General features: G+C 44.7%; 24 protein-coding genes. 6 read left to right on the top strand and 18 right to left on the bottom strand.

From position 1 onward, the window contains the following. The first annotated feature begins 138 nt into the window (after positions 1-138). Both L1076_RS03390 and L1076_RS03385 read left to right on the top strand, forming a co-directional pair. Positions 139-795 carry a hypothetical protein gene (locus L1076_RS03390; RefSeq protein ID WP_045404753.1) on the top strand — a complete coding sequence of 219 codons (657 nt, stop codon included), beginning with the start codon at positions 139-141 and terminating at the stop codon, positions 793-795. Between the two features lie 548 nt (positions 796-1,343). Continuing rightward, positions 1,344-2,255, top strand: a complete 912-nt coding sequence (locus tag L1076_RS03385; RefSeq protein ID WP_038870406.1) for a DMT family transporter — start codon at positions 1,344-1,346, stop codon at positions 2,253-2,255. Between the two features lie 62 nt (positions 2,256-2,317). On the opposite strand, the gene L1076_RS03380 is transcribed toward L1076_RS03385, so the two are convergent. The 3 genes from L1076_RS03380 to L1076_RS03370 form a co-directional block, all read right to left on the bottom strand. After that, positions 2,318-3,253, bottom strand: a complete 936-nt coding sequence (locus L1076_RS03380) for an ADP-ribosylglycohydrolase family protein (protein WP_045404751.1) — start codon at positions 3,251-3,253, stop codon at positions 2,318-2,320. A gap of 187 nt (positions 3,254-3,440) precedes the next feature. Continuing rightward, positions 3,441-4,673, bottom strand: coding sequence for a mannose-6-phosphate isomerase, class I (manA, locus tag L1076_RS03375; protein ID WP_237303125.1), 1,233 nt, complete (start codon positions 4,671-4,673; stop codon positions 3,441-3,443). Between the two features lie 77 nt (positions 4,674-4,750). Further along, entirely contained in the window at positions 4,751-6,658 is a 1,908-nt protein-coding gene (locus tag L1076_RS03370) for a fructose-specific PTS transporter subunit EIIC (RefSeq protein WP_237303124.1), read from the bottom strand. 382 nt (positions 6,659-7,040) lie between these two features. On the opposite strand from L1076_RS03370, the gene L1076_RS03365 reads away from it, so the two are divergent. Further along, entirely contained in the window at positions 7,041-7,883 is an 843-nt protein-coding gene (locus tag L1076_RS03365; protein WP_005451367.1) for an AraC family transcriptional regulator, read from the top strand. Between the two features lie 11 nt (positions 7,884-7,894). Here L1076_RS03365 and L1076_RS03360 read toward each other — a convergent pair whose 3' ends face one another. Next, complete coding sequence (locus tag L1076_RS03360; protein WP_017819357.1) at positions 7,895-8,671, bottom strand: PTS sugar transporter subunit IIA; 777 nt, start codon at positions 8,669-8,671, stop codon at positions 7,895-7,897. Positions 8,672-8,683: 12 nt separating this feature from the next. Then, a complete protein-coding gene (locus tag L1076_RS03355) occupies positions 8,684-8,983 on the bottom strand; it encodes a PTS fructose transporter subunit IIB (RefSeq protein WP_005441202.1) in 300 nt (99 codons plus the stop codon). 233 nt (positions 8,984-9,216) lie between these two features. On the opposite strand from L1076_RS03355, the gene L1076_RS03350 reads away from it, so the two are divergent. Further along, positions 9,217-11,088 carry a fructose-specific PTS transporter subunit EIIC gene (locus L1076_RS03350; protein ID WP_237303123.1) on the top strand — a complete coding sequence of 624 codons (1,872 nt, stop codon included), beginning with the start codon at positions 9,217-9,219 and terminating at the stop codon, positions 11,086-11,088. 326 nt (positions 11,089-11,414) lie between these two features. On the opposite strand, the gene L1076_RS03345 is transcribed toward L1076_RS03350, so the two are convergent. Continuing rightward, positions 11,415-12,302, bottom strand: coding sequence for a LysR family transcriptional regulator (locus L1076_RS03345; protein WP_237303122.1), 888 nt, complete (start codon positions 12,300-12,302; stop codon positions 11,415-11,417). A gap of 101 nt (positions 12,303-12,403) precedes the next feature. Between L1076_RS03345 and L1076_RS03340 the strand changes: the two genes are divergently transcribed. Both L1076_RS03340 and L1076_RS03335 read left to right on the top strand, forming a co-directional pair. Beyond that, positions 12,404-12,772, top strand: coding sequence for a DoxX family protein (locus tag L1076_RS03340; RefSeq protein WP_045404742.1), 369 nt, complete (start codon positions 12,404-12,406; stop codon positions 12,770-12,772). A 116-nt stretch (positions 12,773-12,888) separates the two neighbouring features. Continuing rightward, entirely contained in the window at positions 12,889-13,767 is an 879-nt protein-coding gene (locus L1076_RS03335) for an NAD(P)-dependent oxidoreductase (protein WP_054755171.1), read from the top strand. Positions 13,768-13,962: 195 nt separating this feature from the next. On the opposite strand, the gene L1076_RS03330 is transcribed toward L1076_RS03335, so the two are convergent. The 12 genes from L1076_RS03330 to L1076_RS03275 all read right to left on the bottom strand — a co-directional run bounded on the left by L1076_RS03330 (position 13,963) and on the right by L1076_RS03275 (position 25,908). Then, the gene (locus L1076_RS03330) at positions 13,963-15,399 is read right to left on the bottom strand and encodes a catalase (RefSeq protein WP_009704876.1); all 1,437 of its coding nucleotides are present in this window, start codon (positions 15,397-15,399) and stop codon (positions 13,963-13,965) included. Between the two features lie 294 nt (positions 15,400-15,693). Further along, complete coding sequence (locus L1076_RS03325; protein ID WP_237303121.1) at positions 15,694-16,311, bottom strand: glutathione S-transferase family protein; 618 nt, start codon at positions 16,309-16,311, stop codon at positions 15,694-15,696. A 14-nt stretch (positions 16,312-16,325) separates the two neighbouring features. Further along, on the bottom strand, positions 16,326-17,357 hold the full coding sequence (locus L1076_RS03320) for an NADP-dependent oxidoreductase (RefSeq protein WP_237303120.1): 1,032 nt from the start codon (positions 17,355-17,357) through the stop codon (positions 16,326-16,328). A 102-nt stretch (positions 17,358-17,459) separates the two neighbouring features. Next, positions 17,460-18,047: a TetR/AcrR family transcriptional regulator gene (locus tag L1076_RS03315; protein ID WP_045417243.1), complete on the bottom strand. Its 588-nt coding sequence runs from the start codon at positions 18,045-18,047 to the stop codon at positions 17,460-17,462. A 50-nt stretch (positions 18,048-18,097) separates the two neighbouring features. Beyond that, on the bottom strand, positions 18,098-18,418 hold the full coding sequence (gene yqfB / locus L1076_RS03310; protein ID WP_038867188.1) for a N(4)-acetylcytidine aminohydrolase: 321 nt from the start codon (positions 18,416-18,418) through the stop codon (positions 18,098-18,100). Between the two features lie 98 nt (positions 18,419-18,516). Continuing rightward, a complete protein-coding gene (locus tag L1076_RS03305; protein ID WP_237303119.1) occupies positions 18,517-19,917 on the bottom strand; it encodes a serine hydrolase domain-containing protein in 1,401 nt (466 codons plus the stop codon). Between the two features lie 98 nt (positions 19,918-20,015). Next, positions 20,016-20,405 (bottom strand): VanZ family protein, encoded by a 390-nt coding sequence (locus L1076_RS03300; protein ID WP_054755174.1) that lies wholly within the window; start codon positions 20,403-20,405, stop codon positions 20,016-20,018. A gap of 2 nt (positions 20,406-20,407) precedes the next feature. Continuing rightward, on the bottom strand, positions 20,408-21,715 hold the full coding sequence (locus L1076_RS03295; RefSeq protein WP_237303118.1) for an oligosaccharide flippase family protein: 1,308 nt from the start codon (positions 21,713-21,715) through the stop codon (positions 20,408-20,410). Positions 21,716-21,723: 8 nt separating this feature from the next. Continuing rightward, positions 21,724-22,755: a glycosyltransferase gene (locus tag L1076_RS03290; protein WP_237303117.1), complete on the bottom strand. Its 1,032-nt coding sequence runs from the start codon at positions 22,753-22,755 to the stop codon at positions 21,724-21,726. Next, positions 22,755-23,585 (bottom strand): putative capsular polysaccharide synthesis family protein, encoded by an 831-nt coding sequence (locus L1076_RS03285; RefSeq protein ID WP_038867197.1) that lies wholly within the window; start codon positions 23,583-23,585, stop codon positions 22,755-22,757. The genes L1076_RS03290 and L1076_RS03285 overlap by 1 nt, the downstream gene beginning before the upstream one ends. 45 nt (positions 23,586-23,630) lie before the next feature. Beyond that, positions 23,631-24,890, bottom strand: a complete 1,260-nt coding sequence (locus L1076_RS03280; protein WP_102388139.1) for an O-antigen ligase family protein — start codon at positions 24,888-24,890, stop codon at positions 23,631-23,633. After that, a complete protein-coding gene (locus L1076_RS03275) occupies positions 24,856-25,908 on the bottom strand; it encodes a glycosyltransferase (RefSeq protein WP_038877788.1) in 1,053 nt (350 codons plus the stop codon). Before L1076_RS03275 ends, L1076_RS03280 begins: the two co-directional genes overlap by 35 nt. Position 25,909 lies beyond the last annotated feature (1 nt).

The raw sequence follows: 25,909 nt of genomic DNA, 5'->3' as shown, positions 1-25,909 counted from the left end.
GGGTTTTATATGATTTTGTGGTAATTTTAGTCCTGATATATGGATCTAATATCACAAATTTCTATATTAAAGTTGTTTCATATTTGTTTGGTGAGTTAGTTTCCCTCTCGAATCTAATGAGGAGAATAGAACATTACTATGAAAAATATAAAAGTTGCAGTCGTCTTCATCGCTGGTATTAGCCTACAAGCTCATGCCAACAACTCAGTTGATATCACCAGTAGCACGCCTGAGGGAGTACATACAAAGTTTGAATCTGCTCATCAAGTCCATGATCGTATGGCGTCTTCTGGTTTTACGCTGCATCGTTGTGGTATCCAGTCTATCAAGAGAGGCCACATGGCTGATCAAGATATGGAAACCCCACATAGCCAGATTACTTGTATGTACTCAAAACCTGGTGCGCAAGTTACGGATGAATCCGAAATTGCTTATTGGCACTTAAACGTCGTTTACGATATGGGCAGCCAAATGTACAAAGCGGGCCACGAGTTTACCGATATCTATCAGACTCATATCTACACGCTAACACCAAGCTACCTTTTAGATGCTGCTCCTAACTTTCATCAGCAAAGAGGAAGTCTTCAGTCATCTGGTAAGAGCGTAGGTGAGTGTGAGTTGCAGCAAATTTACTACTTTATGAAGCCGACAGAGGCAACGTACCTTTCGCATGTTGCAACTTGCCCAGTTTATGCCGCAGAAGGTGAACTATCAGGTCACTTGAATGTTGCTATCGACTACAACTCAGAAAGAAAAGGCTATACGGAAGCTAGTGTTGGCTTTGAATCTCTATAGTCTTTTAGATTAGTCAGTATTCAACCTTTCGCTTTATGCACCAGTTAATGACTGGTGCATTTTTGACTTTGCTGAGACTCTCTGACAGCTTTACTTGTCTGTGCGAACCCTAAAAAAATACCCTAGCCTGCATTGGCTCAGGCTAGAGCGAAGCTCAGTCAGAGCGTTAAGGATTGCTAAAGAATTATATATGCTGTTGGTTTTATATGTGTTGCCAGCCATCACACTACTACGCCGTTAAGGTGATGGAGTGGTTAGTACATGTGATTTATGAAGGATAAACTCCATTTAGAACGATTTACTGCGCTCAACTTGGATCGCACACTTTATAGCTTTCTAAAACCACAAATAAAACAATGACATTGCCATGTGTCTTTTTTGTGGAGTAAATTTTCTCTAATTAAGGCTTTTGTAGAATAAATTTCCATATCTATTTAAATAGTGTTTGTAAATGGTAAAACATTTCTAGATGGAAGTTTTTAAAATGTGGCACGTCAATCTGGTGAAACAAGCCAGTGAATATTAAATGTTTTAAGTAAGTCGTCGTCATGAATTCAAAATCTTTTACTGCTGTACTCTTTCTATCCGTGTGTTTGATCTGGGGAACCACTTGGTTCGCAATGGAAGTCGCATTGCACTCTATTCCCCCTGTTCTTGCCACAGGTATGCGTTTTTTCCTTGCTGCGCCTTTGCTGTTTGTGATGGCAAAAGCATTCAAACAACCTTTGATGTTCCCAAAGGGTAAACGTCATTGGATTTTTATCGTGGCTGTTTTCTACTTTGCGATGCCGTTTACTCTGATGATTTACGGAGAGCAATACATCTCATCGGGTCTTGCATCGATTATTTTTGCCAACATGCCGGTTGCGGTGATGCTAATGTCTGGCCTGTTTTTAGGGCTGCGTTTAGCGCGTCACCAAGTGTTTGGCTTGTTGACGGCAGTGGTAAGTCTTTGTCTGATTTTGGGCAACGAGATGCAACTGGGTGGGGAAGATTACTTACTGGGTACGATGTCATTAGCTCTCGCGGTGGCAATGCATGCAGTGATGTATGTGCTAGTTCAAAAATACTGTAAGGACATCCAGGTGCTGACTTATAATGCACTGCCTTGTTTTATTGCTTCTCTTCTACTATTTGCTTTATCAGCAGTCTTTGAGCAAATTGATGTATTGGCGTTTACTTACGACTCAGTTCTAGCGGTGGTTTATCTTGGCTTTGTGGCAAGTGTTGGCGGTATTGTGGCTTACTTTAAACTGGGTCAGGTTTCGACACCGTTTCAAGCTTCGATTTGTTTTCTGATTTTCCCTTTGGTCGCGTTATTCCTATCCGCGTTTATTAATGGAGAAATGCTTTCAGAGCAGTCGATTATTTTAATGCTACCTCTTATGTTTGGCATTTTGTTAACCAAAGCTCCTAAAAAGCTTTTCAAGTTCCGCTCAGTGGCAGTACCCGCCGAGTAACGCATAGCAAGAGGCTCTCATGGGCCTCTTTTTTTGCCCTGAATCCGCAACATCCCCTTCTTTTATAAACACTGCAGTAAACGGCGAGGTAGTGCGGTTTTATCCATCCAGTGATTTGGAATCGACATTGGTGTGTCGTAGTAACTTGCCCCAAGAATGGCACCAAGCGGAATAGCTCGTCCACTTGAATCGCCGCCACAGTAAATGTTCTCACGCATGGTGGTTTCGTAGCTTTCTGAGTTCATCAACAAATGACAAATCACCACAAATGAAGCGTCTAAACCGCAATGCATCCCAACGGACTCCGCAACGCTGGTGGCGGTTCTGCCGCTCATCGCTTCTGCACGTTGAATATTGTTAGCAATCTTTGGAGAAACCGTCTGAGCTGCCATCACACACGCTTTGGGCGCAGCGCCTTGCAACGCCATCTGAATCATCACTGCGATAGCTTGGGCATACATAACTGCGGTGTCGTTGTTATTGGTAACCCGCACTGCGGAATCGACCAGTTTAGCGAGTTTGTCATCATCGGAATGAAAAGCCACCAACGGCGGAAGCTTAGATAGTGCTGGGTTTTGCGTGTCGTCAGCCCCACATAAGGTCACACGCAGTTCTTTGTCTTCTAATGCATGAATGTTGAGCAGTGTTTGCTTTGTCGGTTTGTCTGTATAGCCTTGCCATTTACCACCAAAATCAAACCATTCTCGAAAGGAGCGAATGTAACGCGCCTCGTCGTAGTGTCCGGTTTGAACCAGAGCGTCTAACATGGCAACAAGCTGTGCACCGTAGTGGGTGAGATCACCGACTTGCTTACTACCGTGGGCAAAATAACCTTTGTCATGGTATTCAGTCCGGTTAGGTTGGTGAAATTCCGGATGCGGAGAACCAAACTGCCTGATGAGTTCTTGATCGTAAAGCCAATGAAATCCGAGAGATGCTGCATCACCGACGAGTGCGCCGATAATGGCATGAAGAGAGCGAGCGTTTCTATGAGTCATCTTGCCACCTTTATCAACAGGGCTACTCAATAAGTCTTACACAGTTTCTTGGTTTTGTAGGGAAATTTTTCTGTTTTGGATCAAGACTATAGTGCTTAATTAACCATTACTTTACTAGGGTTAAAAAGCAAAACGCCCCGCGAGTGGCGAGGCGTTGGTTTTAGTGGCGTACTATTAACAATAACGATTAACTGTAAGCGCGTGCGACGCGACCTTCACAATCCAAAGTAACCTGTTTTGCGTAAGCCGGAATGAAAACAGATTGTCCTTTTTCAACTTCGCATGTTTCGCCGTTTGCGTGAGTCAGCACAAGTTTGCTATCCAGAGGCATAAGGATCTCAGCGGTTTGAACTTCAAGAGTGCGCTGGTGAGCTTGTTTAACGATGGCGAATTTGAAATCGTCCACAGGAATTGGGTATTCCAACATATCGTCGATTTCATTCGGTGCAAGCAATAGGCTATCGAATGGCTTCTCGTTGAAGCGTGTACACGCAACAAGCTCTTTCACGTCCATGTATTTTGGTGTCAGACCCGCGCGCAGTACGTTGTCTGAGTTCGCCATGATCTCAAGACCTGTACCTTTCAAGTAAGCGTGTGGCGTTTCTGCATCCAAGAACATGGCATCCCCCGGTTGTAGGGTAATGACATTGAGCATCAATGGTGCAAATAAACCAATATCGCCAGGGTATTGCTTCTCTAGTTCAAGAATGAGGTTGAACAGAGGTAAGTCGGTGATGCGAGCTTGAGCCAATAGCACCGTCAGCGCCATCTCTTTCTGTTCGCCTTCTAGTGACAATAGACCCGAGAAGAAAGTCGCCAAGCCCGTTGGCGTTTGGTTTGCGATTAGATCATCCACCAAACCTTGTAGCTCAGGAATCGCCAGTTCAGAGAAGAAGCTGATGATTTCACTTGTTGGGCGGAAGCCATTCATCGCTTGGTATTCGGTTAGCGCGTAAACCAACTCAGGTTTGTGGTTTGGATCTTTGTAGTTACGGTTTGCAGCGGTTAGGGGGATGCCTTGCTTTTCTTCCAGTGCAAAACCCAATTCTGCTTGTTGTTTGTTTGGGTGAACCTGAATTGACAGCGCTTTCTCAGCAGCAAGCACTTTAAACAGGTATGGAAGTTCACCAAAACGGTTTGTGACTTCTTCACTCAAAAAGGCATTCATGTCTTGAGCAATCAGTGAAGACAGTTTGATCTCTTCACCGTTTACCATCACCAATGAGCAACCGTTTGGATGCGCGCCCATCCATACTTCTGCTTGTGGTTCGCCCGTTGGGTTTTCAATGCCAAACAGTTGGTTAACAGAAGTAGTACTGCCCCAAGCGTAGTTTTGAATCACGTTGTTCATCAGGAAAAACATCGGATGCTTAGCTTGAGTTTGAATCGTTTGTGTATCGGACATCGTTAAATCAGACATAGAGTGTCACCATGAGAGAAAATCATGGCTTGGGCGACATTGCCCAAGCCATAGGAGCTATTTGGGGGTAGGGGTGATTAAGCGGCCGCTTGCATCATTTTTGCTTTGCGAACTTTCTTCAGAGTTACACACGTTACTGCGGTAACTACTGCGCCAGCTGCCATACAAATCAGAGCAAGTACTGGGTGGTTCATCGCGCCAAGTAGAGCGACAACTGGACCGCCGTGAGCAACACTGTTAGTAATGCCGAATGAGAACGCCATTACTGCCGCCACCATTGAGCCAAGTACGTTTGCAGGAATCACTGACATTGGATCTTGCGCTGCGAACGGAATTGCACCCTCAGAGATACCAACCAGACCCATTGCACCAGCTGCTTTACCCGCTTCGGTTTCTGATTCTTCGAACAGGTCGAACTTACGACCAAGAGCCGTTGCCAGTGCCATGCCTAGAGGTGCAACAGGAATTGCACACGCCATCGCACCCATAAATTGAGTTTGACCACTCGCAATCATGCCCACAGAGAATAGGAACGCGACCTTGTTGAATGGACCACCCATATCGAAGCCAGCCATACCACCAAGTACGATGCCTAGTAGAACGACGTTACCTGTACTCATGCTCGTTAGTAGCGCAGTCAGGCCGTCCATTAGACTTGCGATTGGCGCGCCGATAACGAAGATGAAAAGACCAGCGATGAATAGCGAACCTGTGATTGGTGCAATCATGATTGGCACTAAAGGTTGAATGAATTTGTGGTAGTTAATCGACGTAATCCACTTCACGAAGTAACCCACAAGCAGACCAGCGATGATGGCACCGATAAAGCCTGTACCTGCGTCTGCGCCGTAGAAAGAACCGTTGTTTGCAATCCAACCACCGATCAAGCCAGGAGCTAGGGCAGGACGGTCAGCAATCGCGTAAGCAATGTAACCGGCTAGGATTGGGATCATCAGTGTAAAGGCAACCACACCTACGTTGAGGATTTGGTTCCACATGCTGCCTTCAGGAATTGCCATGCCCGCTTCACTTGGCTGCCCACCGACTGCAAGAGCAAGTGCAATCAACAGACCACCCGTTACAACGAATGGGATCATGTGTGATACGCCGTTCATCAAGTAGCGGTACAGGTCAGAGCGAGCCTGAGAGGCTTTGTTTGCAACAGAAGTTTGCGCATTGCTGCTTGCTTCTGCTTGGTATTCTGGAGCGCTTAACGCTTCGTTAATCAGACCTTGAGCATCGCGGATAGGGGCTTTTACGTTGGTTTTAACCACGCGTTTGCCCGCAAAGCGGTTCATGTCGACTTGTTTGTCACATGCCACGATGATTGCGTCTGCACGTTCGATTTCTTCTGCGGTTGGGCTGTTTTTCACACCGATTGAGCCATTCGTTTCAACCTTGATTTCGTAACCCATCGCCGCAGCACCTTTCTCTAGCGCTTCTGCCGCGAGGTAAGTGTGCGCAACGCCCGCAGGACAACCAGTAACACCAATGATGAAGCCTTGGTTTGCTGGTGCGTCTGTCACTGCTTGAGGCTCTTCTTTAGCAAGTAGAAGTGCCAGTGCGTCTTGGCTGTTTGCTGCACCTAAGAACGCATCAATGAAACCATCTTCGATCAGTTTTGAAGACAGCTCTGCAAGTACTTCGATATGGTGGTTATCGCCACCGTCTGGAGAAGCGATCATGAAGAACAGTTTTGAAGGCAAACCGTCTTCAGCGCCGTATTCGATACCTGATTTGCTTACGCCGATCACAACCGCTGGTTCAAGAACCGCAGCACTTTTCGCGTGTGGGATAGCAACGCCATCCTCAAATCCGGTATTACCTAATTCTTCACGTGCTTTTATATCTGCAAGAAATTGCTCTTGGTCTGAAATACGACCTTGGGCGTGTAGAACCGCAACCAGTTCTTTAAATACGTCTTCTTTTGAAGTCGCTTGAAGATCAAGCTTAATCAAGTCTTCATTTATTAGTTTGGTGATCATTGTCGAACCCCTATAAATATAATTTTTATTTCAGGGGTATTTTGAAATTAACCAAGCGGAGACAGTAGTGAAGAAAAAATGCATTTACTGGACGATTGTAACCGCCCGACTAGAGTGTGATGTAGATCGTCTACTGGATAAACTTACTGCATATCTGTGACATTATGTGGAAGTCGATGAACCATAAGTGAAATGTGTTATTGCTCCCATATATAAGGCTTTAAGGGCTTCGTTGATGATTTACTAGACTGGATAATTGATGCGTTAACTGGATTTTTGTAACCTTGAAATGGAAGTGTGATTTTGCTCAATAGCACAAAAATCCAGTAGGGTGTATATCTATAGGTATAGCATCATGGATGCGTGTTTAAGAGTACGTAAAATGATTTTTCATGATTTGATTTCATCAGTATTAAACGAGCGAGAACCATTCCACAATATATGGTTTGCTGGTGATTTTCATACACCACCTGAATTTAGCTATCAGGTTAACTTCCCTCGATTAGAATTGGTCTTGTCTGGTGAATATATTAATGAAATGGAAAGTCATGATCGCAAAGTGACGCATATCGTGGCGAAAACCGGTGATGCCATATTTATTCCGCCTAACTGTTGGAATAAACCTGACTGGGATACAGATTGCTCGGTATTAAGTATTCTCTTCGGTCGCCGTCAATTGGGTTTGAGTCTCGTGTCCAAACGTAAAGGGGAAGCGAGCTTTTACGATATTCAAAAACACAGTATTCAAACTCGTTCTGGATTTGCCATTGATAATATCTTGGAAGCGCTGAGTTCATTGGCTCGTGAGTGCAATAAAAAGCCAATGGATGAGTTGTTGCTGCAAGCCTTGTTGCAATACGCTAAGTCGATGTTAGATGCGCCTATTGAGACGCAGGCGCACAGCCGAGTGCAAGATCTATATCAGGGCATTTGTATCTACATCCAAGAGAACTTCCACCGCCCAATCACACGTGACAGTATTGCGTCGAGATTCAGCATCTCTTCTAACCATTTGTCGCGTTTGTTCCGTCAGCAAGGTCACATGACGTTAGCCGATTACATTACGTGGGTACGGGTAGACCGCGCGAAGTTTATGCTCAAGAAATACAACTTTAAGTTGAATGAGGTATCGGTGCGCTGTGGATTCAAAGATGTGAACTACTTCTGCCGAGTATTTAAGAACCGAACGGGCAGAACGCCGACGGAATATCGCGGTTCAATCTAGAACAGTAAAGACTAAGCAAGCAGCCTCGACATGGCGTACATCAGAAGCGCCTGCAAGTCGACGCTGCTTTTTGTTAGCAGTAAACGCTCAGCCATTTGGTCGGTCAGCAGGTTACGGGTTAAGTTAGTTGCCGCAATGATGTGTTCGCGAGTCGGTTTCGCTGGCATTACTAATGCGATAGCAAGATGCACTTCACCCATTTTTGATGCCCAATCCATCGGAATCTCGTTAGCGATAACCGCAACAGAGATGTGGTCCACACCTTCGAACATGACATGTGGTAGAGCAATGCCCGGTGTTACTGCGGTTGAGGATCGTTCTTCGCGTTTGATAAAGGCGAGAATGAGTTCGTCTGGGTGAATCGGATGAATAAGCTGCGCTAGCCCTTTCAGGCACTCAAATTTGGTGAGTTCAGTGTGCGCTTTGGCGTAATGCCATTTAATTTCACAAGGCGGGCAGATTTGCGGAAGACGCTCAGCAAGTTGGCTTGAGAACTCGTAGTTGATGTGAGAACCCACAACGGTAAAGTTCTCAGCAATCATATCTTTGATAACGAAACAGGCAAGCTCGGCATCAATACCAATAGCCGTGATTTGACACAAGTCGCCTTGCTGCAAGCCAACTTGTAAAACCGCGATTGACTTAGTGAGCTCAGCAACGCGATTTTGGGTTATGTTGATGATGTGTAATGTGCTTTTGAACTTTTTGGCGACGCGATTAAGGGGCTGCGCTACGTGAGCACTGGCATTGATATCGTCGACAAAAAAGGTGATCTGGTATTCGTTCATCAGCACAGCGTATCATCGACAGTGTACAAGGAACACTTTATCGACATTGAGTAACACGTCTTCAATAGGGATTTGGACTTTGTTGGTGCCTTCAAAGCGAGCTGGTTGTTCAATCTCAATATCGGACACAATTAAGACACGATCCGCTTGTGCAATATCGTGGGGAGTGAGCTGATTCTCAATACCCATCGCGCCTTGCGTCTCAACCTTAATTTGTACGTTATGCTTAGGCGCAGCTTTCATTAGTGCATCTGCCGCCATATAAGTATGAGCGATGCCTGTAGGGCACGCTGTCACCGCTACGATCTTCATGTTCTATCCACTTTATTTTTTTGTGGATTTTAGCATAGTGACCGTCGGAAGGATGGATTTAAAGCAGATAATCGCAAGAGCTCTATCACAGTTTAAATCTCATGTTACATTAATCCAGTTAATGCACTTTTTGTCCTGTATTGGAAAGGACGAGTGTTGGTTACTCTGTACACAGTCATAGATGGAACAAATAACTCATGACTCTCGAGCGTGAACATTGCAAGGTACAAACAATGGACATATTAAACCTTATTGGGCCGGAAACCATTTGCTTGGATTTGCAGGCTCAAACCAAAGATGAAGCGCTCAAAGAGCTCGTCGAATTGTTGGACGCGGCGGGCAAGCTCACTAGCAAAAGTCAGTTCTTGGCGGACATTTGGAAACGAGAAGAGATTGGCAATACCGGCTTTGACGAGGGTATTGCCATTCCTCACGCCAAAAGTAATGCGGTCGCTAAACCCGCAGTCGCAGTGGGCATCAGCCGAAAAGGGATTGATTACGGTGCCGATGACGGCGAACTGTCTGACGTATTTTTTATGCTGGCTTCTCCGGATGGGGATGACCATCACCACATCGAAGTCTTGGCACAAATTTCCACCAAAATCATTGAAGATGGTTTCGTTAACAAGTTAAAAGCGGCGGAGTCGGTGGAGGAAGCGCGCGAGCTACTTACTGATATTCAATCGAACACGAATGACTCTGGTATCGATCCTTTAGAGTTTGCATCTGAGCCTCTCAGCCCTTGGGCGCAAAAGCTCGGCAGAATGAAGGAACACTTGCTGTTTGGCACCTCTCATATGATTCCGTTTATTGTCGCGGGCGGCGTGCTGTTGTCTCTGTCTGTGATGATTTCAGGCCATGGCGGCGTTCCGGAAGAGGGGATTCTGGCAGATATCGCTGAGATGGGTATCGCAGGCTTGACGCTGTTTACCGCGGTATTGGGTGGTTACATTGCCTATTCGATTGCGGATAAGCCGGGTCTGGCTCCGGGTATGATTGGCTCATGGATTGCGGTTAGTCACTACAACACCGGCTTCTTGGGCGCGATTGTGGTCGGATTTTTCGCCGGCTTTGTGGTTTGGCTGCTGAAGAAGATTCAATTGCCGGACAGCATGAGTTCGCTCGGCTCGATCTTTATCTACCCACTGGTTGGTACGTTTGTCACCTGTGGCGCAGTGATGTGGGTGATTGGTTCACCTATTGCCAGCGCAATGACGACCATGAATGATGTGCTCACGGGTATGGCGGGCTCTGGTAAAGTGATGTTGGGCACTGTACTGGGTGCAATGACCGCATTTGACATGGGTGGTCCTATCAACAAAGTGGCGACTTTGTTTGCTCAGACTCAAGTGAACACTCAGCCGTGGCTAATGGGTGGTGTCGGTATTGCGATCTGTACTCCGCCGTTGGGTATGGCGTTAGCGACTTTCCTATCGCCAAGTAAATTTAAACGTGATGAACGTGAGGCGGGTAAAGCCGCGGGCATCATGGGTATGATTGGCATCAGCGAAGGGGCGATTCCGTTTGCTGCCGGAGACCCAGCTCGCGTCCTGCCTGCGATTGTCGCTGGTGGCATTGTCGGTAACGTGATTGGTTTTATGTTCCATGTCATTAACCACGCTCCGTGGGGCGGCTGGATTGTACTGCCTGTTGTGGATGGCAAGATTGGCTACATAGTTGGCACAATCGCAGGCTCGTTTACCACAGCATTGATTGTTATTGCGCTTAAGAAGACGGTCACAGAAGACGACAGTCCGGTTGGTCAATCTCAAGCTTATACGTCTGTGCAAGGTGAGGGTGAGGCAGATATTCTTGCCGTGACATCTTGTCCATCAGGTGTGGCACATACCTTCTTAGCAGCGAAGTCATTAGAGAAAGCTGCCTGTGCGTTAGGCATTAAGATCAAGGTCGAAACGCAAGGTGCGAACGGCATCATTAACCGAATCACTGACAAAGATATCGCCAAGGCGAGGTTTGTTATCTTCGCTCACGATGTCGCCATCAAAGAGCCGGAGCGATTTAGAAAAATGAAGGTGCTGGATGTCAGCACTAAAGACGCGATGCTCAATGCTGCAGCACTGTTGCAGGCGAAAAGAATCCCTTAAGTACATATCCCCAAGTAACCTCGATATGCATGGTTCAGCGAGAATGATTTAGTTTTCAGACGAGGCAACGATTTGAAGTTCTAGTGGTGCTAAATCAAAAATCGTTAACAAAGTATGCAAACCAAATCAACTCGCCCTTCGGGAGCTTGTCACTGAAGCGATTTCTTTGTCAAACACCTTGGAAATAGCTCACTATTACGCTGCGATGTTTTCCTCGAACTCGAGTCAGTGACCAAGCTCTGAATACTGCATATTGAAGTCACTTGGGGATAATCCCAATTAAGGCTATCTGCTAGTTAGCTCCATCATTTTTGATGGAGCTTTTTTTATCCCTGAGAAAAGTGCTGCACTAAGAAATCAATAAAAGTGCGAATGCGCTGAGGTTGGTACTCACTATCTTTGTAAACCATGTACATTGGTAGCTTAACTGATTGATATTGCGTTAATACTTGAATTAACTCACCATTGTTAAGCTCTTGTTCTACCATCCATTTTGGCATTGCAGCGATACCTTGCCCTAGCTTCGCCATTTGCAGCAGCATCTCAGGGCTATCACTTCGAACCTGTTCTTTCACTTTGACTTTAATGGTTTCATTTCCATCGCTAAAACGCCACAAGTTAGACGGATTGGAGAGTGAGTAGGTTAAGCAAAGATGTTTGCTCAAATCGTTAGCGGTATGAATAGGTTTGTGCTTGTCGAGGTAACTGGGAGACGCGAAGTAAACCAATTCGTTATCCATCAGCCAACGAGCTTTTAAACCCGAGTCTTTTAGGTAGGCGGCACGAATCGCGATATCAACATTGCCTTCAACTAAATCGACAAACTTGTCCGAAACCGACACATCAACGCTAAGCTCTGGATGTTGGTTGAGAAACTCATTCAGTGGCGCAGATAACAAGCGAACGCTAAATGCACTCGGCACTGAAAGCTTGAGCTCGCCAGAGACCGACGCTTGCTCTTGTCTAAGTTGCGACTCGAAGGAATCCATTTGCTCTGTGAGTGTTTGTGCCAGTTCGAGATACTGCTTTCCACCAGAAGTTAAGCTAATAGCGCGTGCATGACGGTGAAACAAGGTGATACCAATTTCTCTCTCAAGCCACGCGATCTTCTTACTCACTGCGCTCTGAGTGGTATTGAGCTCGTTGGAGGCCAAGGTAAATGAACCTAACTGAGCGACACGAGAAAAGACTTTCAAACAATCAAATTTATCCATAACGCATTCCTGTTTGGAATGATAAGTAGCTAAATACTACTCTCCTTAAGTTTTAGGTGGAATGCTTTAATGCTTCCATCATCTGTTCGGGAGTTAAAATTATGGTGTTTATTCAAGGGTTGTTAATCGCGTTTTTCTTGTTTGCCAGTTCTATCAAAATCATCGGTTGGGTGAAGCCGATTTTTGAGCCTCAGCTCGCTTTCTTTCATAAATATGGACTGAACCGTGCCGCTATGTTTTTGGTTGGACTGGTTGAGGTAACGGGTGCAATTTTGATGTTAATTGGCTTGTTATCGGCGAACAACTTGTTAAGTGCTATAGGTGCAAGTTTTATTGTTTTCACCTCAGTTGGTGCGATGTTTTTCCATTTTCGTTTTGATACTTGGAAAGATGCGATTCCGTCCATTGTGACGCTTTTATTATCACTTTTGGTGGCTTCGCCTTTGATTGAGTTTGTTGCGCTTATTTAAGACGAAATTATTGCAAGTAATGTTCTGAAATCTTTAGTAACATGTTTCAAATATTAACTGTTTTAAATAGTAATAGTTTCAAAACGTCACTTATTTCGAATTCAAGGAGGCTTGCAATGGAAAAACTAAGAGTAGCATTTATTGGTCTGGGTGTGATGGGATACCCAATGGCTGGTTACCTAAGTAAAGCGGGCTTTGAAACCAAAGTATACAACCGCACAAAAGCGAAAGCCGACAAATGGGCTGAAGAATACCAAGGTGTGGCTTGTGAAACACCACGTGAAGCGGCAGAAGGCTGTGACATCGTTTTTACCTGTGTGGGTAATGATGATGACGTTCGTAGTGTTGTTTACGGTGAAGAAGGCATTCTGGTTGGCTTGAAAGCGGATGCAGTGTTAGTGGATCACACGACGACTTCTGCAGACCTAGCGGTTGAGTTGGCTGAAGCGTGTGTTAAATACGGCAATCACTTCATTGATGCGCCTGTTTCTGGCGGTCAAGCGGGTGCAGAAAACGGTGTACTAACCATCATGTGTGGTGGTGAAGAAAGCATTTTTGATCGTGTTTCTTCAGCGATGGATGTGTACGCGAAGCAGATGACACTACTGGGTGAAAACGGTCAGGGTCAACGCTGTAAGATGGTAAACCAAATCTGTATTGGTGGCGTTTTACAAGGTCTGAGTGAAGCTTTGCTGCTGGCACAAAAATCAGGCTTGGACATCGCTCAAGTTGTAGAAACGTTGAAGCATGGCGCTGCAGGTTCATGGCAGATGGAAAACCGCGCAAATACCATGGCGGAAGATAAGTTCGATTTTGGCTTCGCTATTGATTGGATGCGCAAGGACTTGGGTTTTTGTCTGCAAGAAGCAGAGCGAGTGGGTCTAGAGCTTCCACTGACTAAGAAAGTGGATGAGCAATACGCAGACCTTCAACGAGATGGTTTAGGTCGCATGGATACATCAGTACTGATCAAAGCGGTCGCTAAAAATCAGTAGTTGATGAATCAGTAATAGATAAACAGTTCTTTGGTATCAAAGAGCTTAAAGAAATCTAAGTTAATCATAATGAATCTCCTTGAGCATGGTTTGTGACTAGTGATTAAGGATTAGTGATTTGAAATCAGGAGGTGCTGTAGGGCACCTCCTTTTTTATGTCTTTTAATCACACAGTGTGATGATTACCGCGTTCGCTTACTTGTTTAAGCCTAGTGCAATCTCAAGACCTTTGCCGTACGCTTCGTCCGCTTGGTATGCGTGTTGAACGTGGCGTTGTTGGATGAACTCTGGCACACCGTCCATTGCGCGAGCTGTGTTATCGAACAGAGTTTGACGTTGCTCTTCGCTCATTAGACGGAATAGGTCACCCGCTTGGCTGAAGTAGTCTTCGTCTACACGGTGATCGTAGTGATCAGCGTTGCCGTTGATGCGTAGAGGTGGCTCAGAGTAATCTGGTTGCTCTGCCCATTCTTGTTTGTAGTTTGGCTCGTAACCTAGTGTTGAACCAAAGTTGCCATCAACGCGCATCGCGCCATCGCGGTGGTAGCTGTGAACAGGGCAACGAGGGGCGTTCACTGGGATTTGATGATGGTTCACACCTAGACGGTAACGCTGAGCATCGCCGTAAGCGAACAGACGACCTTGTAGCATCTTATCTGGTGAGAAGCCGATACCAGGTACGACTGCTGCTGGGTTGAACGCTGACTGCTCAACTTCTGCGTAGAAGTTTTCTGGGTTACGGTTCAGTTCGAACTCACCAACTGGGATCAGTGGGTAGTCTTTTTGAGACCATACACGTGTTAGGTCGAATGGGTTGAAGTTGACTTCGTCCGCTTCTAGCTCAGGCATGATCTGTACGTACATCTTCCATTTAGGGAAGTCTTGACGCTCAATCGCTTCGTAAAGGTCACGGTGATGGCTTTCGCGGTCTTTACCTACGATCGCTTCTGCTTCTTGGTCAGTTAGGTTTTTGATGCCTTGCTGAGTTTTGAAGTGGAATTTCACCCAGTAACGCTCGTTTTCTGCGTTGATGAAGCTGAACGTGTGGCTACCAAAACCATGCATATGACGGTAAGAAGCTGGGATACCACGGTCACTCATGACGATAGTCACTTGGTGGAATGCTTCTGGTAGTGATGTCCAGAAATCCCAGTTGTTGGTAGAGCTACGCATGTTAGTGCGAGGGTCGCGTTTTACTGCGTGGTTTAGGTCTGGGAATTTTAGTGGGTCACGTAGGAAGAATACTGGTGTGTTGTTACCAACCAAGTCCCAGTTACCTTCTTCAGTGTAGAATTTTAGTGCGAAACCACGGATGTCGCGTTCTGCGTCTGCTGCACCGCGCTCACCAGCTACAGTAGTGAAGCGAGCGAATAGTTCTGTTTTTTTGCCGATGTCAGAGAAGATTTTAGCGCGAGTGTATTTTGTGATGTCGTGCGTTACTGTGAACGTACCGTAAGCACCAGAACCTTTTGCGTGCATACGACGCTCAGGGATCACTTCGCGGTCAAAGTGTGCCAATTTTTCAAGGAACCAAACGTCTTGTAATAGTTGAGGGCCACGAGGACCTGCAGTCATAACGTTTTGGTTATGTGCGACAGGGCAACCTGCTGCTGTAGTCAATTTCTTGCTCATTTGAATTTCCTTGCAATAGTGATAATAAATCTTGTCTTTTGGATGAATCCGAAAGTTATGCGAGGAGAATAACGCTGCAATTGAGAAGAAAAAAACTGTTATTAGCAATCAGTGTGATAGGTATCACCTATGCTTTAAGTGGTTGTTAATTAATGGCTTTGTGTCAATTAACATTATTTGTCGTGTGGATTATAAATGGTATTCAGGCATGTTTAGTGTGAATGGTTTCTGCCTATTTCAAAGATTCCCGAAATAGACAGAAATTCTCAACGGTTTGAGAAGGTCTCAACTCGATTAACCGAACTTCACTTCAAGTTCTTCTGCTTTAGCAAACGCAGAATGAGTCGCGAGCTGTGCACCATAACGTTGGATGTTTGGGAAGCGCTCAATGACGCCAAACTTGTTTAGGATATCGACGACAAAAGACATCATGAAATCCGCGCCTGTTAGTCGCTCTTCTACAAAGTAGGTTTTCCCTTCTAGGCTTTGATCAACGTAGCCCATGACTTTCATGGTTTCCGCATCGGCGTAGTCCGCAAGGAAATTGGTCTGTGCGCCATCTTTAGCAACAAACATCTTGAGCAGCAGGGGAACCATGGCTGAGCTCTCTGCAAAATGCAGCCATTGAATGTACTGCGTGTAAGCTTTGCTGCCACGCTCTGGTGCAAAACGTCCATCTGCATACTTTTCAATTAAGTATTCAGTGATAGCACCAGACTCTGTAACGATCTCGTCGCCATCTTCCAATACAGGTGACTTGCCGAGTGGGTGAATGCTCTTGAGCTCAGGTGGTGCAAGAAATGTGACGCTGTCACGAAAGTAAGGCACGATCTCATAATCCACCCCCAATTCTTCTAACAACCAAATGATGCGTTTCGAGCGAGACTGGTTTAAATGATGCAGTTTAATCATAGAAGAATCCTTTCTTATACAGGTTGATTGGTTTGAATAACAAGCTTGCCGAAGTTTTTGCCTTCCAGTAGACCGATGAATGCCTCTGGCGCATTTTCTAAACCTTCTACTAGATGTTCGCGATAATGGATTTTACCTTCTGCTAGCCATTGGCTTACATCTTTAACGAAGTTTGTGTAGCTTTGCTCGTAGTGGTCAAAAATGATGAAGCCTTGCATCTTGATGCGTTTAACCAGAATGTTACCCATCAGCATCGACATACGATCTGGACCTTCAGGTAACGCTGTCGCGTTGTATTGAGAAATCAAACCACAAAGTGGCACGCGAGCGCCGACATTTAACAGAGGTAATACCGCGTCAAAGACTTTACCGCCTACGTTTTCAAAGTAGACATCGATACCTTTGTCGCATGTTGCTGCTAGCTGCTCTGCAAAGTCATCTGCGGTATGATCAAGACATTCATCAAAGCCTAGGGTCTCTTTTGCGTACTGACACTTCTCTGAGCCGCCTGCGACACCGATGACACGGCAACCTTTTAGCTTACCGATTTGACCAACCATAGAGCCCACCGCACCAGTTGCAGCTGCGACAACTAAGGTATCGCCAGCTTTAGGCTGACCAATTTCCAATAAACCCACATAAGCGGTAAAGCCAGGCATACCAAGCACACCAAGGGCATAAGAAGGATGCGTCGGCTCACTGCCTAATTTAAACAGACCTTCGCCGTCAGATAGCGCGTAATCTTGCCAGCCTGTGTAAGCCACCACCCATTCGCCAGTTTGGAAATCAGGGTTCTTCGATTCCACCACCTGACAAACGGTTCCGCCAACCATTACATCGTTTAGCTCTACAGGATCAGCGTAGGATTTGCCTTCATTCATACGGCCGCGCATATATGGGTCAAGAGACAGGTACACGCTACGTAAAAGCACTTCACCTTCACTCGGACTAGGGATGGCAGTTTGTTCTAAACGGAAGTTCTCTGGGACAGGTGAACCTTTTGGACGGTTAGCCAATACGATTTGACGGTTGAGCGTTTGGGTCATGGTAAGTTCCTATATTAATTATTAGACCAGTCGTCTAGTTTTGATTCCTAAAAAATCCGCCGTACTTTTTGGGTAAAGATAAGGCGGATTAAGTGTGGTTCGTTATTTGCCTTTTAGCATACTTTGAGTGCTCTCAAAGCTACGCATTAAACCGGAACGATCCTGATACAGTTTGTTGAGTAAGCTTGCGCCAATCCATTGATGGTAAATCAAGTGGGCGGTTTGTTCTGCTGACTCAACTTGGATTGAGCCGTCTTCAATGCCCGCTTGGACACAATCTTCGATGGCTTTCACCACTTGAGTCGCACCCGAAGCCAGTTTTACGCGCATTGCTTCTGAAAGATCAGAGACTTCAGCACTCAACTTCACGACCAAGCATTTGTTGGCGTTACATTGGCCATTTTCAATCGCCATCCAGCGTTCGAAATAGCTCAAAAGGCGGTCGCAACCAGAGCCTTCACTTTCAGTAAAGTGGGCTGTGATCATCTTAAGGTAGCGAGAGAAGTAATCTTCAATCAATGCCTCACCAAATTGCTCTTTCGACTTAAAGTAATGGTAGAAAGAGCCTTTCGGCACATCCGCTGCCTTTAAAAGTTCTGAGAGCCCAACGCTCGTAAAACCTTTGGTCACTACCAATTGGTAGCCGACATCGAGAATGTGTTGGCGTGTATCGTTCGTTTTTGCGTTCATGAGCAATACTATAAAAGCGATTAGACCAGTCGTCTAGTAAATTGTGGTTCTTACTTGATCAGTTCGTATTCAATCACATACAGCTCATCGATATTCGGATAGATCTCGCGAATAAGCTCTTTCAGTTTTGGCAGTTCAATCGCTTCTTGTTCTGCGTGGAACTCGTTGATGTCATCAAACTTCAGTGGTGCCACTGATAGGATTTTGATGTCACACACCTTGCGGTCTGTTTCTAGGGTGAACACTTCCACTTCAGTGTTTGGCACGTAGTGGCTTTCTGATTCATCACGAATCGTGATTGTCTTTTTACCCGCAGTGATAAGTGGTGTTAGGAATTCAAAGAAGGTGATTTTAGTTGGATGTGAAGGCATAACCGATGCTCATATTAATGTAATAGGGCGAGAGTATATCTCGCCCTCTAAGAAAAATATCCAAAAAAGTGCTAACCGAGGAAACCTGCGATGAGTCGCTATTTCGAGGAGCGCAGTCGGTAGTAGGTCTCAGTATGATTGCCACTTTTCGCTTTAACGTTATTGGTCTTTCCCTGTTCATTTTTGACAGGGCTGAAGGTTAAAATGATGCCGAAAGCTTTGTTCTCGAACGTGTTTTCCGTCATTGGAATAAAAGTAAATGAAGGTTGACCTACCATCTGAGCTTTTAATGCTCCATCATCAATGAACACCTCTACTACCTTTTTGTAATCCAAGGCTTTGTATGTTCCAGTGAAGGCCTTAAGTTGCCCTTCATTCATTGTCATGTTTGGGCGGTCATAATCTGGCTGTTCAACCTTCTCGTCAAAGTATAAACCGATAATATTTCTCACAATGTCGTCATAAGTTTCATGAAGTCCGTTGATTGAGATGACTATCGCAACATCTTGTTTGGGGAAGTACAACATTGACGAGCGATAACCTTCCAAGATGCCATCGTGTCCATAGCGTTCCAGTTGCGAGTATTCAGGGCTGTAAATACCAAAATACTCCTTCGTCATCATTTGCACTGCTTCTTTCGGGAGCAACTCACCTTGGAACAGTGCCCGAATAAACCGAGAAACATCGAGTGTTGTTGACGTAATGCTCGCCGCTGCACCTGCTACGGTTGGCGACCAGTGCGGTGTGACTGCAACCCATGCGTTGTTCCAGTAATAGAACGACGTAATGTGAATATCGCACGCCTTGAGATCAAGGCAATACTGAGTGTGCGTTAAGTTCAATGGTTGCGTGATTTGAGCGCGGAGTACCTCGTCAAAGCTCTTTCCCGTCACTTTTTCAATGATATAGCCTAGCAAAAGGTAATTTGCGTTTGAGTATTCATATTGACTACCTGGTGGAAAGTTAGAGGGTAGCGCTGCCAATCTCGCAATCATTTGTGCTTGCGTTTGAGGCTTTGCGTAGTAACTCAGAAAGTCGGGTTCATCAATAAAGTTCACCAACCCAGAGCGGTGTTGGAGCAAATCTCTGATGCTGATGTTCTCAACGTTGCTAATCTCAGGAAAGAAGTCGTTCAGTTTGGTGTTCAAACTAAGCTTATTTGCTTCAATTAACTGCATCACCATGGTCGCCGTCATGGTTTTGGAGATAGATGCCACTTTGTATGGGCTTGAGCTGTCTGCAGAAACATAACCACGGCTGGCTAATAAACCAACTTTACGGTTTGAGTAACCAGTTTGTTTGTCCAACACCACGTTACCTTTATCCAAAATAGTGAAGCTGCCCATGGCTTTGTTGTATGTGAAGAGATCGTCGATATAACTGTTGATGACGGTGAGTTTGTCTTCCTGTGCTTGTACTTGTGTTAGGCACAAGAGCGCAGCAACTAAGGCAATAGCGGATTTGAATGCAATTCGAGAAAGTGTTCTTTTTAAAATCAAGGCGCTGTACAGAATGGAGAAAGGATAGAGAGAGTATAACGCCTGTGGAGGACAGGCGTGTAGTTTGTCATTTTAGAGTGATGAATAGGCCTAAAAAGCTAATGATTAGCAAAGAGCTTTATAAACTTGGCACAGAAATAGCCCAAGATAATACCTATCCAGTTAGTACTAAGATCTTCAAAACCGAATGAACGAGTGGCGATAAACAACTGGCTGAGCTCTTCTAACGATACAATGCAAAGCAATAATATAAGAAGGCGGATGCCAAACATGTCCGCTTTTGTTGCGCTTACCCATTTAGGGAAATTAAATACGGCGAGAAATCCGATTAAAAGACTGAACGTAAAGTGTAATGTACTGGAGCCGCCCACATAGCTCTCCAGTTCTTGATAAACGCTGTGGTCTATATCTGAGCTTTTCCAAAGTGATAAAGACACCGTCAGCAACAGTACCGCAGCTAAGCTTAGTCGAGCAATTGTATTGGTCATATTTACCCCACAGGAAAGAAGCCTAGGTGACGTTTAACAAAATAAAGAGCCGCCAAGTTTTGAATGGCTAACCCTATCGCCATAGCCCATGCAGCCCCCAGAACGCCGTAACCGTTTGAAAGCAAAATCAGTAGCGCAATGGAAATAACACCAGAGACAATGGTGATGTATTTCATGGTCTTTTCATGGCCGCTCATTAACAGTAAGAAACCAACGGAACCCGTCGCGACATTAATCAATTGCCCCAGAGATAAGGCCAATAATAGAGGTGCAGCAGCAATAAACTCTTTACCAAACAGTTGCATGATGAATTCAGGGAATAACACACAAATGATGACGGGGAGAATCGCAGCCCCAATGTTTGCTCGACATGCAAGGCGGCTTAGATTGCGTAGTCTGTCCATTTTGCCCTCTTTGTAGAGTGAGGCAAACATAGGCGCAACAACAAAGTTGATGGTGACAAGAACAAAGCCAATCAACAATGAGGTTCTTTGTGCTGCTGCAAGTAAACCGAGATCTGACGTCGAAATAAAAAAGCCCGCAATGACGAGGCTTCCCCACTGAACGAGGTTAGTGAAAATACTGCCAACCCAAACCTGATTTGCTGAATAGGTAAGTTCCTGATTATGTTTGGTACTTCCGTGTTGGTATTCACCTGAGCGAAGCCATTTTAATGTTGAATGGATAGCGACTACGGTGGTAGCGACTAAAAACAACACCATTAGCACGTCGGTACTGATTGGATAAACGTCTTTGGCAAAGATAATCAAAGCCACCATTAGAAAGCTTACGCCAAGCTGCAATGCAATCAGAGAAGTAATGACTTTTCTTGATGCTTGTAGGACGCGACTGTTGGTTTGGCCAATAACGAGAAGAGGAATCGCAATAATGGCAAGCGCTAAAGAGAAATTCGAGGCTTGAGTCGTATTGAGTTGTTCAGGAAATGTTGTAAAGGCTAGATATAGCAAAGAACAAACGGCGACACAAAAGAGCAAGCTGCGGGCAAGTGCGATTCGGTAATTGTTACTCTGCTCGTGACGGTTTTGATTTTTAAATGCGATTGCGTTGAATTTTACTAACGAAATATTAAAACCGAGCTGAGCAATGATTGCGACTAATGAGACAAGGTTAAACAGATAAAAAAACTGACCAGCTGTGGTCGTGTTTGAATATCTTGAAACCACGAGGGTCAACAAGAAAGCGAAGAAAGCGGCGAGGGCTTTCACTATCGCCGTTGCAGCACCAAGTGAGAAAAATTGCTTTTTGTCACTTGGCAAGTTTTGAAGTTTTTGATTAATCGATTGAAGCATAAAAAACCTTAGCTGTAGATACTGTTTAGCGCTAAGCGTTGCTTCTCTTCACTGAACGCTTCATTTAAACCGACCGTGTACCGGTTGAAGTCAATGTCATGGTAATGATTAATGCAGTGTGTCAGCTGCTTCGCCATGTCTTGAGGGGTTTGTGCTAAGAATGGATAATTAAGATCTTTAGTAGCACCGATTGATCGAATGACCATAGGTAGGTGTAATTTTGCCGCTTCCAAAATGGTCAAAGGCATGCCTTCCCAAGCAGCGGTATGCAGATACATATCTGAACTTTTCAGCAAGTTGACCACTTCATTTCGTGGAATCATTCCAGTGACCGTTATCCCTATCTCACGTAGTTGATCTTCGAGCTCAATATCACCACCACCAATCCAAGTGATGTCGAACTCTCGGTTTAGGTGGTTTGGTTCTAGGGAGGCGAGAGTTTCAATCAAAAACTGAGGGTCTTTTTGAGGTGCAACACGACCGAGCACAACAAGTTTTAGCTTGTCTTTTTGTGGGCTTCTAGCGCGTGTTTCACTGTTATAAGTGACGTAGTTATTCAGTAGTTCCGCACGTTTAGCTCCGATACTTACTGCGAGGTCGCATTCTCTTTGACTGCAACCTGCTACAACATCGATCTTATTGAGTGATATTTTTTCTAACGTTTTGTAGAGGTTGCGGGAAAAATTTGAAATATCTTCACGTTCAAATGCATAGCAATGTGGCGTGTAGACTAGACGAGAACGACCAAGTTTCAAGAATCGTCCGAGGAAGCCGGCTTTGCTTGAATGCAAATGAACAATGTCTGGCTTTAATTCAGCAATAAGCGCATTGGCGTCTTTCATAAACTGCCATAAGCCACCTTCAACCCACTTTGTTTGCTTGAATACGTGATTACTGGATTCATTAGTCATGTCGTTTGAGCGTGCACGAGCAAGTAAGGAGTGTTCGTAAGGCTCGGTGCGGGAGGAATGTACATAACTGTATAGCGCTGTTTGAACCCCACCACCGAACGCTTCGGTAATATGTAGTACTTTTTTCATTATGACTTTGTCCCTGGTGTTTGCTTCCATTTATTTTTGAATGCTTCGCGCTCTTGCTCAGAGTAAACGTGGCGGTATAAAGGGAGGTCATACATATAGAAAAGCTTTGAGAAATCGTAACGTTCTTTAAAGTATTGGTGGATATTGGAGTACCATTTGTTTTTTGCTTCGTTGCTGTTTTTAAGCACGAATTTGTCAAGCTGAAGAAACTCACCGATTTCTTGGTCTAGAGAGCTAAGTTGCTCACATTTGATCAGAATGACACTCGCTTTCTCATTGTCGAATGTATAGAACGGTTTCGTGTTATCAATATCTTGACGTAAAACATCAATATTGAAATTGCGCTTCAGTTCGTTATCAAACCAGTTAGCAAAGTAGTTAAGATTGATGTAGTTATCGAAACAATGTTCGATGTGCTTATACGTAACATCCATATCACGATGGATGGCATCATTTTTCTTCCCTTCAATAAATTGGAGGTGTAAGTCTTGGAAAAAACGAGAAAATACTGTCGCGATAGGATCTCGAACTAGCGTAACGATCTTAATATGTTCACGCTTTTGTAGAATGCGCTTACGCTTGTTGAGTACTAGGCGGTACATGGTGCGGTTCTTAAAATCAAAGAACTTACTTACGTCCTTTTTGTTGTGATACATGTGGAATTCTTCATGATCATCAAAAGTATGAATGTGGTAACTCGGGATTTTTCGTTCACCTAACGTGTGTTCAATTGAGGACGAACCTACTTTGCCCATTTGATAAACCAACACAAAATTGTCTGCTTGAAGTTCTCGGTTTTTTTCAAATTGTCGAGAGATTGAATATTTCATTTATCCTATCCTTGATAACTTTAAATTCGTTTTTCCGCGGTGTGATTAGTTGTTAGTTATAGGCGGAATCGGTAATTCAGTTTGATCGTTATGATCAGGTTGTTTAAGAGGTTCTATCTGACGACTATAATGCCGTTTTTTGCTGATCATGACGGGTAGTAAAAGTATTAAAATGATGGTGGTATTCACCGCGACGAAAAAAACCATCACCAGAGCGTAAATAGAAAGTAATAAGCTTTTTCTGTTTACTTTCAATGTCTTGAAGCATTGCTTCATAAAGTGGAAGTAACCGCCAAATAGTAAGACAATGCCGAGTAAGCCATACTCTATTGAAGTGTCGAGAATGAAATTGTGGGTATAAATAGCCAACTCGTCGTAGTTGAAATAATGAATCATATAATGAGGCAGCATCTTTGCTCCGACGCCCAAAATAGGATGCTCAAGTAAGATGTCGAGGCCGTTTGCCAACAGTAATTTACGGTGTAAATTGGAAACCCAGCGAGCCTCACTTTGGTTGGCGAACAGAATGTCCTCTTGGGTTATTTCAAGCTTATCCGCCAATTGTTCAAACCCAAAATAGAGTGCGGCGGATATCGTCGCTAAGATAATCAAAGTGCTAACGAGTAACACCGTCCATGCATATGTTTCGTTGAGGGTTTGACGGATTAATCGTTTAATAAAAAGCTGGTCGATGAAGACTAACAAACAGAAACCTAGCAGTGCTTTCCTTTCTTGCGACATGAGCAGTAGAGCAAACGCAAGCAGCATTAAAACAGGGAAAGCTTTGATTCGTGCTCGATATAAATAGAGAAGGGAGCAAAGAACACCAAAGGCGTATTTACTGACGCCAAGAAGTTTAAAACCGCTGTGGTAACCTTGCGCAAAGTGCCACGCTGCGACGAGAGCGCAAATGATCAGCAAGCAATAGGTGAAGTAGACCATCACTCGTTCATCGCTAAATACACCATAGGCGTATAACACCCCCAATAAACTGAGTATTGCAACCCATTGAACGGTCTCTGTGATTAAGGAGAAGATAGGTACGCGATTCAGCATGCCATTAACAAACACGTAGCCGGTAAACAACAGCAAGAATCCAATTTCAGGGTGGAACAACTTATGCGCTTTTCCTTCAAGGACAACCAGTGCAGCAAATCCCAGCGACAGCAAGCTCGCAATATCTGATGGTGCTAAAGTAACCCCTCCTAATCCAACCTTTATCGGCACGAAGAATAGAGCTAAGGTAATCGCAGCAAGCAGCGACACACGGTTACTTGCTGGTGCAGAGTTGCTGGTAAAGACCATAGTAACCATCTCGGAATTTATCGATTGTGTATAGCTTGGCACGATTCACGGAATATTCACTGGCGTGGTCGTAGAGTCCGGTCGTGTTGCATAGTTGAGCGATCTTTTCTGCTAACTGCTCTGACGCACCGACAGTGAACAAATATTCCTTGTTACCCATGACCTCATCCAGCCCGGGTACATCAGAAGAAAGTACAGGCAAACCTGCCGCCATCGCTTCGACCGCAGCAAGACCAAAGCCTTCAACATGTGATGACTGGACATAAACGTCCATATTAGAAAGAAAGGCGGGGATATCAGAAACTACGCCATGAAAATGAACACGCTCTACAATATTGAGTTGTTGGCACAACGACTCTAATTCATGTCGCTTTGCTCCATCGCCAGCAAGGTGTAGCTCATAATTGTGAGGCAATAGTGCAACAGAACGGATAAGCGTTTCATGATCCTTATGTTCATGCAGTCGGCCAACCATACCAATGTTAATCACGCTTTTCTGAGCAAGTTGGCTCTCAGTTTTCACCTTCATCGGGAAGCGTTCAAGGTCTACTCCGTTGTGAACCACACGATATTTGTGTTGATAATGAGGCATAAACTTAACCAACTCTTCTTGCACTTTTTCACTGATGCTGACAGTCAGGTCATGGCCTCTATAAAGGATGTATTCTAAGAATTTAAATAGTGGGTAGTCGCGACGACGATTGTAAGAGCAGTGTTCGGTTTGAATACGTTTTTTTCCAAACGCCAATAAAGCAAGGTAGATTGAGGGGTAAAGATGGCCGTGCACTAAATCTGGCCAACGCAATACCGACCACCTTTCTTTAAGGGAGAGTGCTTGCCAGTTGAAGCAAACGACTCCTTGTGCGGAAAGTTGATCCAAATAGTCGTTGTCATCGCATAATACTAGGACTTTGATTTCATACTCTGGCCCGTGTTCCATGACGAGATCGACGAGAAACTTTTGTGCACCACCATTCTTGGATAGGTCATTGATAATGTGTAGTATTTTTGTTGTCATG

The sequence above is a fragment of the Vibrio sp. MMG023 genome (genome assembly GCF_021654215.1).
GTDB classification, from domain to species: Bacteria; Pseudomonadota; Gammaproteobacteria; order Enterobacterales; family Vibrionaceae; genus Vibrio; species Vibrio jasicida.
The sequence above is the reverse complement of the archived record's forward strand: the minus strand, read 5'-3'. Positions and strand labels throughout refer to the sequence as shown.